The sequence below is a fragment of the Anaerotalea alkaliphila genome (assembly GCF_010179735.1).
In the GTDB taxonomy this organism is placed as follows: Bacteria; Bacillota; Clostridia; order Lachnospirales; family Vallitaleaceae; genus Anaerotalea; species Anaerotalea alkaliphila.
This window is the reverse complement of record NZ_JAAEEH010000058.1, coordinates 1-10,419: the sequence shown is the minus strand read 5'-3', so window position 1 is coordinate 10,419 and position 10,419 is coordinate 1. Positions and strand designations below refer to the sequence as shown.

Sequence of the window (10,419 nt, the reverse complement as noted above, 5' to 3'; positions counted from 1 at the left end):
CTACCTTTCTGATAGCGGCCACCTCGATGTATTGTATTTTGTCGCATGAGGTTCATTGTACACCATGACCGGAAGTGGGACATAATCATTTGCGTTACAATAGGACATTATCATATGTGAATCAGAATCGGTTAAATTTATCGAAAAAAGGGCTTGCTTTTTGATTTGAAAATTGATATAATGCAATAGCTGTAAAGAGCAAGACCTGCTGATGTGGCTTAGAGGTAAAGCACCTCCTTGGTAAGGAGGAGATCGTGGGTTCGAGTCCCATCATCAGCTTGAGGCAATCTTTTCCCGAATGGGGAAAGGTTGTTTTTTTGTGTGTGGGGACATACAGACAAAACCTTGTAAACATAGTATAATGGAGTTGGAAAGGGTGCAACCATCCGAACTGCAAAGGAGGTATTGCCATGAGTGGAGTGGAGCTCTTCGGTGTTTTGCTTATTTTATACGGCGTATTTGTGTTCTGGACCGCCCTGAAACAACCCCAGGTCATCTGGGAAATGGCCCATACGAAATTGTTCCGCAGATTGCTGACAGACAAAGGGGCCCTGATCTTCTTCCATGTGGTGGCGGCCGTATCCCTGCTGGTGGGAATCGGCATGCTGCTTTGGGGCTGAAGGTCAGGCGCCTTCCGAGCATAGGAGTAGGATGGATACGACAAGCACAAGAACGGGAGGGACGGGATGTCCCGTCCTCAGACCCCTGCATGACAGGCTTCCTCTAAAAGAAATTGAAAGAAGCATCATCAAGACCTATAGGAAAGACCTGTGGGCACCCTTCACCAAGGCGGTGAAGGCTTTCCGGCTGGTGGAGGAGGGCGACCACATCGCGGTCGGCATCTCCGGTGGAAAGGACAGCCTGGCCATGGCCAAGCTCTTCCAGGAGTTGCACCGTCATGGCCAGGTTTCCTTCCGGCTTTCCTTCATCGCCATGGACCCCGGGTTCTACGCCACCAACCGGGAGATGCTGCTGGACAACTGTGCCCATTTGGGCATTCCGGTGGAAATCTACGAGTCCCAGATCTTCGAGGTCATCGACGAGATTGCAGCAGACTATCCCTGCTACATGTGCGCGCGGATGCGGAGAGGCTCCCTTTACGCCAAAGCCCAGGAATTGGGCTGCAACAAGCTCGCCTTGGGCCACCATTTCGACGACGTGATAGAGACCACCCTGATGAACCTGTTCTATGCGGGGACGTTCAAGACGATGATGCCCCGGCTGAAGTCCACGAACTTCGAGAACATGGAACTGATTCGACCCATGTATTATGTCCATGAGGAAGGGATCAAGCGATTCACCGTGAATGCCGGCCTTTCCCCCATGAACTGCGGTTGCGTGGTGGCGGCCCAGCGGATCTCCACCAAAAGGAACGAGATGAAGGATCTGGTGCAGACCTTGAAGGAGCTCTCTCCGGACATCGACAAATCGATCATGAACGCCGCGGGGAATGTGAACATGGATTGCGTCCTTGGATGGTCGAAAGGAAAGGAAAGGCATTCCTTCCTGGACACCTATATGGATTGAGGAAGCGCCCGTCTGATGGGGGACATCCCATGCGGGAAGCCCGGTCCATGCATGGGATGCCGGATGCTTCCGGCCCCCATCCCTGGGGCTTGTCCATAGCCCAAAGGGTTGCAAAGCGCAGGATCCCCAGAATATTTCCATTTTCGCCTTGACAAGGTCCCGAATATCCGATACAATAAAACCAACAAAACATAGCTAATTAATAAGTTAACGGAGGGACGCCATGTCGAAGATAGCGAAGAGTCTTATTGAACTGATCGGGAACACGCCTTTGCTGGAGCTGAACGCCTTCAGCGCAAACGAAGGGGCGAAGACGAGCATCATCGGGAAGCTGGAGTATTTCAATCCGTCGGGAAGCGTGAAGTGCAGGATCGGGAACGCCATGATTTCCGCAGGGGAGGAGAAGGGCGTGATCACCAAGGACAGCGTCCTGGTGGAGCCCACCAGCGGGAATACGGGTGTGGCCCTTGCTTTCGTGGCCGCCGCCAAAGGGTACCGGCTGATCCTGACCATGCCCGAAACCATGAGCGTGGAGAGAAGGAACCTGCTGAAGGCCTACGGGGCGGAGCTGGTGCTTACGCCCGGCCCGGAAGGGATGAAGGGGGCCATCCGCAGGGCCCAGGAGATTGTGGAGGCCACACCGGGGGCTGTCCTGCTGCAGCAGTTTGAAAATCCTGCGAATCCCGAAATCCACAGGAAGACCACCGCGGAGGAAATCTGGAGGGATACCGACGGGAAGGTGGACATCTTCGTGGCGGGTGTGGGTACGGGCGGAACCATCACCGGCGTCGGCGAAGTGCTGAAACAGAAGAATCCGGACATCCGTATCGTAGCCGTGGAGCCCAAGGATTCTCCGGTGCTTTCCGGAGGGAAGCCGGGGCCCCACAAGATCCAGGGGATTGGAGCCGGTTTTGTGCCTGGCGTGCTGAACCAGGGGGTAATCGACCAGATCATCCAGGTGACCAATGAAGAGGCGTTCGAGACTTCCAGGAAGCTGGCGTCTGCGGAAGGGCTCCTGGTGGGAATTTCGTCCGGAGCGGCCGCCTATGCCGCCCTGCAATTGGCGAAACAGGAAGAGAACAAAGGCAAGAAAATCGTGGTGTTGCTGCCGGATACCGGCGAACGGTATCTGTCCACACCACTGTTCAATCCGGAGGCATAAGCCGGACCGGACAGAATGGAAGGGGAGCGGGATGAAGATATCCACAAAGGGAAGATACGCATTGGAGGCGGTGGTGGACTTGGCCGTCAACTCCACAGACCATCTGCAAAGCCTGCAGCAGATTGCAGAAAGGCTGGATCTTTCGAAGAATTACCTGGAGCAGCTCTTCGGGACCCTCCGGAAGAAGGGGATCGTCAACAGCATCCGGGGGGCCCAGGGAGGATACCTGCTGGCCAGGGCTCCGGAAGCCATCACAGCAGGCGAGGTGATCCGCGCGGTGGAAGGTCCCTTGTCCCCGGTGGTTTGCCTGGATGACGGCAAATGCCAGCAGGCCTGCACGGACTTCGAGATGTGTGTGACCCGCATCGTATGGCAGGCCATCATGGATGAAATCAACCAGGTGGCGGACGAGGTGACCCTGCAGGACCTGGTCTCCGACTATTTGGAGAGCAGGGACGCGTCGGACGGGGAAACGGACATAGAATACATGATTTGAGGTGATTTGGATGAAACTGTCGACGAAGGGCCGCTATGGACTGCGGGCGCTGATAGACCTCGCGGTTCACTCCCAGGAGGGCCATGTGCCCCTGGCGAAGATCGCCGAAAGGCAGGGGTTGTCGGAAATCTATCTGGAGCAGGTGTTTGCGGCCCTGCGCAAGAGCGGGATCGTAAAGAGCGTGAAGGGCGCCCAAGGAGGGTATCTCCTGGCGGCCCCCCCTGCCAAAGTGACGGTGGGGGACATCCTGCGGGTCTTGGAAGGGGAATTGACCGTCGTGGACGGCGAGGACCGCATGGAAAAGGGGACCATCGCCGGAACGGTAAGGAAACTGGTCTGGGACAAGATGGACGAGAGGATCAACCGGTACGTGGACGGGATCACCCTGGAGGCTTTGGTGGAAGAACACAAAAAGATCAACTATCAGGATTTCCTGATGTATTACATATGACAAGGACAGGGCAAAAAAAGACCAGAAACTGGTCTTTTTTTTGCTTTTAAAGCCTGCAAGATGGGCACATGTGCAAGTGGGAGCGCCATGAAAAATGCGAAATGCACAAAAAACATGCATCTGATCCGATGCGATTGTGAATCGAAATGACAAAATTTTGCAGCAGGAATGGAGGTTTTGGGGGAGAAAAGCCAAGCGTGTCCGTACACGAAGGCACAAAAGTGTTAATAAATTAACCAGAGTGAATGTGTATAATGAACAAAATGAAAATAACGATTGACATTTAATGTGTAAATATATATAATGAAAACATCGAATGAGAAAACGTTTACTCGGCAAACTACAAATTCATGCGGCATAAAAAGAAACAGATTGCACAACTGGCACCTGGCAAACGGAAACAATCTAGACAATTGGAACAATATGTTACGAAAGTGTTAAGTATGGATGAACTGTCCATAAACGCCTTTCGGTTCGGAAAAAAATGGAAACATCGCCCAAAGGGCGCTACAATCATATGGCACGGACGGAATGCACAACATAAATAGAAATCCGCCCCAAGCCCATCATCAAGGAGGAGTATCACAATGGCATTGAGAGTTGGCGTAATCGGTACAGGAGCAATCGGAGAAGAGCATATCCGCAGAATCCAGTTCAAGCTGGTGGGAGCGGAAATCGTGGCAGTCACAGACGTGAACCTGGAGCGTGCGGCGGAAGTGATCAAAGACATACCTGGCGCAAGGGTGGAAAAGACGGGTCAGGCGGTGATTGAAGCCGCGGACGTGGATGCCATCGTTGTCACATCCTGGGGAGCCACCCATGAGGAGTACGTGCTGGGATCCATTGCTGCAGGAAAGCCTGTTTTCTGCGAAAAACCCCTGGCCACAACAGCTGCAGGAGCCAAAAGGATTGTGGATGCGGAAATGGCCGCCGGAAAGAAATTGGTCCAGGTAGGCTTCATGCGCAGATACGACAGCGGATACAGAATGCTGAAAGAGGTTGTGGACAACGGAAGCATCGGTGATTCCCTCATTGTCCATTGCGCCCATAGGAACCCGGAAGTCGGAGAAAGCTACATGACGGACATGGCCATTCATGACACCGTGATCCATGAGATCGACGTCATCCGCTGGCTGCTCAACGACGACTATGTGTCTGCCCAAGTGCTGATGCCCAAAAAGACGAAGAATGCATTCAGCCACCTGAGCGACCCCCAAATCGTGCTTCTGGAAACCGCGGAAGGCAGACGGGTGGACGTGGAAGTGTTTGTGAACGCGAAATACGGATATGACATCCAGTGCGAAGTGGTCGGCGAAGAAGGCATCGCAAGGTTGCCCGAGCCCCAAAGCGTGGTCATGCGCAAGGATGCCAAGTACGGCACCAACATCCTGATGGACTGGAAGAAGCGCTTCATCGATTCCTACGATGTGGAGCTGCAGGAGTGGATTGATTCCACAGCAAAAGGCGAAGTGGACGGCCCCACCTCTTGGGACGGCTACAGGGCTGCCGTAACAGCCGACGCTTGCGTGAAGGCGCAGACATCCGGCGCGATCGAAGCGATCCCCGCCGAGCCCAAGCCGGACTTCTACAAATAATCCGGAACCAGCAAACGGTAAAATCCCGGTTTCCTACATTACTATAGAAGAAGCCGGGTTTTTATAAAAAACATATTTTAGGAGGAGTTATTATGAAACTGAAAAGAAGTATCGCGGTATTGTTGGTGTTGCTCTTGTCCTTGAGTGTATTCGCAGGTTGCGGAAAGAAGGAAGAGCCTGCAACTGGCGGAGAGACAGGAACAGAAACAGGAACGGAGACGGGAACGGAGACAGGCGGAGCGAAAGAGACCTACAAAATCGGTGTTGCCCTTGCCGACTTCAGCGACCAGTTCCAGGTATACCTGAAAGAGGGTATGGAGAAAGCGGCTGCCGAGCTTGGCAATGTGGAAGTTTCCTATTCCGATGCCAAATATGACGCCAACACACAGATGAACCAGGTTGAAAACTTCATTGCCCAGGATATGGACGTAATCGTGGTCATGGCTGTTGACACGGAAGCTGCCGTTCCCATGGTGCAGGCAGTCGTGGATGCCGGAATCCCCGTGGTATCCGTAAACAGGAAGCTGCAGAACCAAGAAATCGCACATGCCTATGTAGGTTCCGACTCTTATGTTTCCGGTGTTCTGGAAATGGAAGCGGTTGGAGAAGCCATGGGTGGAAAAGGGAACGTTGCAATCCTGACCGGAGCTCCCGGACATGAGCCTGCAATCCTTAGGACACAAGCGGTTAAAGACGTAATTGCGGAAAAATTCCCCGACATGAAGGTTGTTGCGGAAAACACAGCCGAATGGTACAGGGACAAAGGTATGAAGGTTACAGAGAACTGGCTGCAATCCGGTCTTGAGATCGACGCGATCGTTGCAAACAACGACGAAATGGCTTTGGGCGCCATCAAGGCGGCTGAAGATGCTGGAGTCAGGGACAAGCTTGTCATCGCCGGCATCGACGCAACACCCGAAGCACTTCAGTACCTGAAAGAAGGACGTTTGGACTTCACGGTATTCCAGGATGCGGCCGGACAGGGTGGCGGAGCCATCGAAGTCGCAGCCAAAATCGCAGCAGGTGAAGAAGTAGACGCAATCTACGACATCCCTTACGTGCTGGTAAGACCTGAAGATGTAGACAAATACTTGAACTAATGCATTGAAAATCTGTTGTTTCCACACGAGATGTTCTTCGGAACATCTCGTGTGGCGATAACACAGAAATATGAAAGGATTGACTTCAATGAATAATGAATTCATACTTGAAATGAATCACATTTCCAAAACTTTTCCTGGAGTTAAGGCCTTGGAAGATGTCCAGTTGAAGGTTAGGAAAGGGACCGTGCATGCATTGATGGGTGAGAACGGTGCGGGAAAATCAACGCTGATGAAGATCCTGATCGGTATCCAACCTGCTGACGCTGGAGGAGAACTCATCTACAAAGGCAAACCGGTAACGATCCAAAGCACCAATGACGCACTGGGCATGGGGATTTCCATGATTCACCAAGAATTGAGCCCAATCCCACATATGACCATAGCGGAAAACATTTTCTTGGGAAGGGAATCAACCAAAGGAAAGACCTTCTGGGTGGACGACGAAGAGATGAACCGGAAAGCGGTTGAGTTGTTCAAGCAGCTGGACATTGAATTGGATCCTAGAAAAAAAATGAAAGAACTGAGCATCGCCAACACCCAGATGGTGGAAATCGCCAAAGCGATCTCCTACAATTCCGAGCTGATCATCATGGACGAGCCCACATCTGCGATTACGGAAAAAGAAGTGAACCATTTGTTCACCATTATCAGAGGACTGCGCGAAAAAGGCGTATCGATCATCTACATCTCCCATAAGATGGACGAGATCTTCCGGATCTCCGACGACATCACCGTCTTCCGCGACGGACAGTATGTGACAACCAAAAGAGCGGACGAATTGGACAACAACAAGCTGATTTCCCTGATGGTGGGAAGAGAGCTGAAAGCCATGTTCCCCAAAGAAGAGGTTCCGATCGGGGAAGTTCTCATGGAAGTGAAGAATTTTACTAGAAAAGGTTATTTTGAAGACGTCAGTTTCCAAGTGAGGAGAGGAGAAATCCTTGGATTCGCAGGACTGATGGGAGCAGGTCGCACGGAGGTCATGGAAGCGCTTTTCGGTGTGACGCAAAAAGATGCGGGTGAAGTCTATGTCGAAGGAAAGAAAATCGAGATCAAGACACCCAAAGATGCAATCGCAAATAAGCTGGCATTGTTGACAGAGGACAGAAAACTGACGGGATGTTTCCTTCCCCTCTCCATACGTGACAACATCGCAGTGGCCAGCATCGACAAATATAGGTCGGGACTCCTGATCAACCCCAAAAAAATCAATGACGAATGCGGAGCCGCCAGCAAGAAGCTGAACGTGAAAACTCCCAGCCTGGACCAGCTGATCAAGAACCTGAGCGGTGGAAACCAACAGAAGGTGCTGATTGCCCGCTGGCTGCAGACGGACCCGGACATTCTGATCATCGATGAACCCACCCGGGGAATCGACGTCGGCGCCAAGTCGGAAATCCACAAACTGATGAGCGCTTTGGCGAAACAAGGCAAGGCGGTCATCATGGTTTCCTCGGAATTGCCGGAAATCCTCGGCATGAGCGACCGTGTGATCGTAATGCACAACGGCAAGATCAAAGGGGAGCTGGACAGGTCGGAGGCGACCCAGGAAAGAGTTATGGAATACGCGATCGGTTGACCGTAGAGGATACCAGTCGAACACAAAAATAGAGATTTCACGTTTGGAGGAGTAAGTCAATGAAAGCAGATAACGTTGCGCAAAAGAACAGCCGTGATTTTAAAGAGATCTTGGGTCAATTCATGAACAAGTACGCCATCTTCCTGGTGCTTGTGCTGATGGTCATCATCCTTTCCATCATCTCCCCGACCTTCCTCAGGTCCAGGAACCTTTTGAACGTGGTGCGCCAGATCTCCATGATCGCCATCATCGCCATGGGCGTAACCTTCATCATCATCACCGGCGGCATCGACCTTTCTTCCGGTTCCGTGGTCGCCCTTTCGGGCGTAGTTGCCGCAAGCGTCGTGACCGGCGGCAAGTATCCCGTCATCGTGGGCATCCTGGTGGGCATGGCGGTGGGAAGCCTTGCGGGAGGAATCGCAGGATGGATCATCACCCGGCAGAACATTCCGGCGTTCATCTCCACCCTGGGGATGATGATCTCGGCAAGGGGGGCTGCCCTCCTGTACACGGACGGCAAGCCTGTCACCGGCTTCACCCCCGGATTTGAGTACATCGCCGGCGGATACATCCTGGGAGTACCCACACCCATCTATATCCTGGCGATTGTAACGGTGGTCAGCCACATCCTTCTCAAGCACACCAAGTTCGGCAAATACGTGTATGCCATCGGCGGCAACTACAACGCTGCCATCGTATCGGGCATCAATGCAAAGAACATCGTCCTCAAAGTCTACATGTTCGCAGGACTGCTCACCGGTCTGACCGGGGTCATCCTGGCATCCAGGCTGAGTGCGGGACAGCCCACGGCGGCTGTGGGTTATGAGCTGGACGCCATCGCGGCGGCCACCATCGGCGGCGTCAGCCACTCCGGCGGCATCGGCACCATTCCCGGAACCATCGTCGGAGCCCTGATTATGGGTGTCCTGAACAACGGCCTTGACCTGATGAACGTGTCCGCCTACTGGCAGCAGATCATCAAGGGAATCATCATCGTAAGCGCCGTCGTCATGGACAAGAAGAGGAACAGATAGGCGAGAAGCGGACAAGAAAAGACCTAGGCAGTTGCCGGACGGCATCCTGATAACGCATAAGTACGGGCGATTGCAACCCCGGAGCCCATCGTGCATGGGCTCCGGTTTTTTATTGAAGGAAAACAAGCAAAAACCTTGACGCAACCATGGCATATGGTATAATATGAGTAGCTTTAGGATACATGGTTGTCATGTGTTGTCATGTTTGCTTCAAGGCTACTAGCAGCAAATACAAGTCCGCAACCGGTTCCGGTGCGCGTGGCCCGAGGAGATGAACCAACCGAAATGACAATCACGGATATCGCCAGGATGGCCAATGTATCTGTAGCCACCGTATCGAGGGTGATCAACAAGAAAAGCAAGGGAGTCGGTGAGGAGACCAGAAAGAAGATCCTGGCGATTGTGGAGGAATACAACTTCCAGCCCAGCGCCGTGGCCCGGGGACTGGTCACGAAGAAATCCAAAATCATCGGTCTCCTGATCCAGGACCTGCTGAACCCCTATTATCCCCGATTGGTGAAAGGTGTGGAAGACGAGGCCAACCACCGAGGGTACAATGTGATCCTGTGTGACGGCAACAATTCCGAAGAGAAAGAAATCAACTATCTGGATTTCCTGAACGAACATTATGTTTCCGGAATCATCTACAACAGTTTCAACATCGTCAGCGGAAGGATCAGAAAAAAAGTGGTGGAGGCATCCATTCCCCTGGTGTTCATCGATGCGAAGGTGGACATTCCGGGGAGCCGGAGCGTCTATGTGGACAACGAAGCCGCCATGCATGAGATGGTAAGCTACCTGATCGCCAAGGGACACCGGCGCATCGGATTCATGGCGGGGCTGGCGGAAAGCTACTCCACCAACGGCCGTTTCAAAGGATACCTCAAGGCCCTGGAGGAGCACCAGATCCATATGGATCCGGCGTTGATCGTGGAAAGCCAGTTCAACATCGAGTCCGGAGTCCTGGCCATGGAGGAGCTTCTGCGGCGGAACCCCAAAGGGATGACCGCAGTCGCCTGCTGCAACGACCTGATGGCCATCGGAGCACTGGAAGAGTTGGAAAGGAAGGGCATCAAGGTGCCGGAGGGAATCTCCGTGGCCGGATTCGACAACATCGAGATGAGCAACATCGTGCGGCCCCGGTTGACCACCGTATCCCAACCCAACTATGAAATGGGAAGGACAAGCGCAAGGGTGCTGATCGACACCATTGAAGGGAAGGTCCAAAAGCTGGAGGGGGACTTCGTGTTCTCCCCCGAGCTGGTCGTCCGGGACTCGGTGGCAACCATCGCCGGCGGAGAGGATTCCTGGACAGTTGCTGCGCCAGGAGCGCAAGGAGTGACGAGATGAACAAATTGGTATTTCAAGAAGGAAGGGAACTGGACCTGGTAGCGACGGGGAGGCTTGCCATCGACCTGAACACGGTGGAGGTGAACATCCCCATGGAGGAGACCACCGCATTCAAGAAGTAC

Annotated in this window: 10 protein-coding genes and 1 tRNA gene; all 11 read left to right on the top strand. The window is 53.1% G+C overall.

What is annotated here, in order from left to right; genetic code table 11:
* Positions 1 to 207: 207 nt before the first annotated feature.
* Positions 208 to 279: transfer RNA gene (locus GXN74_RS13575), tRNA-Thr, on the top strand.
* A 131-nt stretch (positions 280 to 410) separates the two neighbouring features.
* Positions 411 to 620 (top strand): hypothetical protein, encoded by a 210-nt coding sequence (locus tag GXN74_RS13570; RefSeq protein WP_162371482.1) that lies wholly within the window; start codon positions 411 to 413, stop codon positions 618 to 620.
* Positions 621 to 651: 31 nt separating this feature from the next.
* Complete coding sequence (locus GXN74_RS13565; protein ID WP_162371481.1) at positions 652 to 1,527, top strand: tRNA 2-thiocytidine biosynthesis TtcA family protein; 876 nt, start codon at positions 652 to 654, stop codon at positions 1,525 to 1,527.
* Between the two features lie 223 nt (positions 1,528 to 1,750).
* Positions 1,751 to 2,689 (top strand): cysteine synthase A, encoded by a 939-nt coding sequence (gene cysK, locus GXN74_RS13560; RefSeq protein ID WP_162371480.1) that lies wholly within the window; start codon positions 1,751 to 1,753, stop codon positions 2,687 to 2,689.
* 31 nt (positions 2,690 to 2,720) lie between these two features.
* The gene (locus tag GXN74_RS13555; protein ID WP_162371479.1) at positions 2,721 to 3,185 is read left to right on the top strand and encodes an RrF2 family transcriptional regulator; all 465 of its coding nucleotides are present in this window, start codon (positions 2,721 to 2,723) and stop codon (positions 3,183 to 3,185) included.
* Positions 3,186 to 3,195: 10 nt separating this feature from the next.
* Positions 3,196 to 3,636 (top strand): RrF2 family transcriptional regulator, encoded by a 441-nt coding sequence (locus tag GXN74_RS13550; RefSeq protein ID WP_162371478.1) that lies wholly within the window; start codon positions 3,196 to 3,198, stop codon positions 3,634 to 3,636.
* Between the two features lie 587 nt (positions 3,637 to 4,223).
* Positions 4,224 to 5,231, top strand: coding sequence for a bifunctional inositol 2-dehydrogenase/D-chiro-inositol 1-dehydrogenase (gene iolG / locus GXN74_RS13545; RefSeq protein ID WP_162371477.1), 1,008 nt, complete (start codon positions 4,224 to 4,226; stop codon positions 5,229 to 5,231).
* 92 nt (positions 5,232 to 5,323) lie between these two features.
* Positions 5,324 to 6,331 (top strand): sugar ABC transporter substrate-binding protein, encoded by a 1,008-nt coding sequence (locus GXN74_RS13540; RefSeq protein WP_162371476.1) that lies wholly within the window; start codon positions 5,324 to 5,326, stop codon positions 6,329 to 6,331.
* Between the two features lie 88 nt (positions 6,332 to 6,419).
* Complete coding sequence (locus GXN74_RS13535) at positions 6,420 to 7,913, top strand: sugar ABC transporter ATP-binding protein (protein WP_162371475.1); 1,494 nt, start codon at positions 6,420 to 6,422, stop codon at positions 7,911 to 7,913.
* Between the two features lie 59 nt (positions 7,914 to 7,972).
* Positions 7,973 to 8,947: an ABC transporter permease gene (locus GXN74_RS13530; protein WP_162371474.1), complete on the top strand. Its 975-nt coding sequence runs from the start codon at positions 7,973 to 7,975 to the stop codon at positions 8,945 to 8,947.
* Positions 8,948 to 9,232: 285 nt separating this feature from the next.
* A complete protein-coding gene (locus tag GXN74_RS13525; protein ID WP_162371473.1) occupies positions 9,233 to 10,297 on the top strand; it encodes a LacI family DNA-binding transcriptional regulator in 1,065 nt (354 codons plus the stop codon).
* The last annotated feature ends 122 nt before the right edge of the window (positions 10,298 to 10,419 follow it).

Excerpts from the sequence above, each read along its gene's own strand:
- GXN74_RS13570 (WP_162371482.1), top strand. The coding sequence starts at position 411 with ATGAGTGGAGTGGAGCTCTTCGGTGTTTTGCTTATTTTATACGGCGTA.
- GXN74_RS13565 (WP_162371481.1), top strand. The coding sequence starts at position 652 with ATGGATACGACAAGCACAAGAACGGGAGGGACGGGATGTCCCGTCCTC.
- cysK (WP_162371480.1), top strand. The coding sequence starts at position 1,751 with ATGTCGAAGATAGCGAAGAGTCTTATTGAACTGATCGGGAACACGCCT.
- GXN74_RS13555 (WP_162371479.1), top strand. The coding sequence starts at position 2,721 with ATGAAGATATCCACAAAGGGAAGATACGCATTGGAGGCGGTGGTGGAC.
- GXN74_RS13550 (WP_162371478.1), top strand. The coding sequence starts at position 3,196 with ATGAAACTGTCGACGAAGGGCCGCTATGGACTGCGGGCGCTGATAGAC.
- iolG (WP_162371477.1), top strand. The coding sequence starts at position 4,224 with ATGGCATTGAGAGTTGGCGTAATCGGTACAGGAGCAATCGGAGAAGAG.
- GXN74_RS13540 (WP_162371476.1), top strand. The coding sequence starts at position 5,324 with ATGAAACTGAAAAGAAGTATCGCGGTATTGTTGGTGTTGCTCTTGTCC.
- GXN74_RS13535 (WP_162371475.1), top strand. The coding sequence starts at position 6,420 with ATGAATAATGAATTCATACTTGAAATGAATCACATTTCCAAAACTTTT.
- GXN74_RS13530 (WP_162371474.1), top strand. The coding sequence starts at position 7,973 with ATGAAAGCAGATAACGTTGCGCAAAAGAACAGCCGTGATTTTAAAGAG.
- GXN74_RS13525 (WP_162371473.1), top strand. The coding sequence starts at position 9,233 with ATGACAATCACGGATATCGCCAGGATGGCCAATGTATCTGTAGCCACC.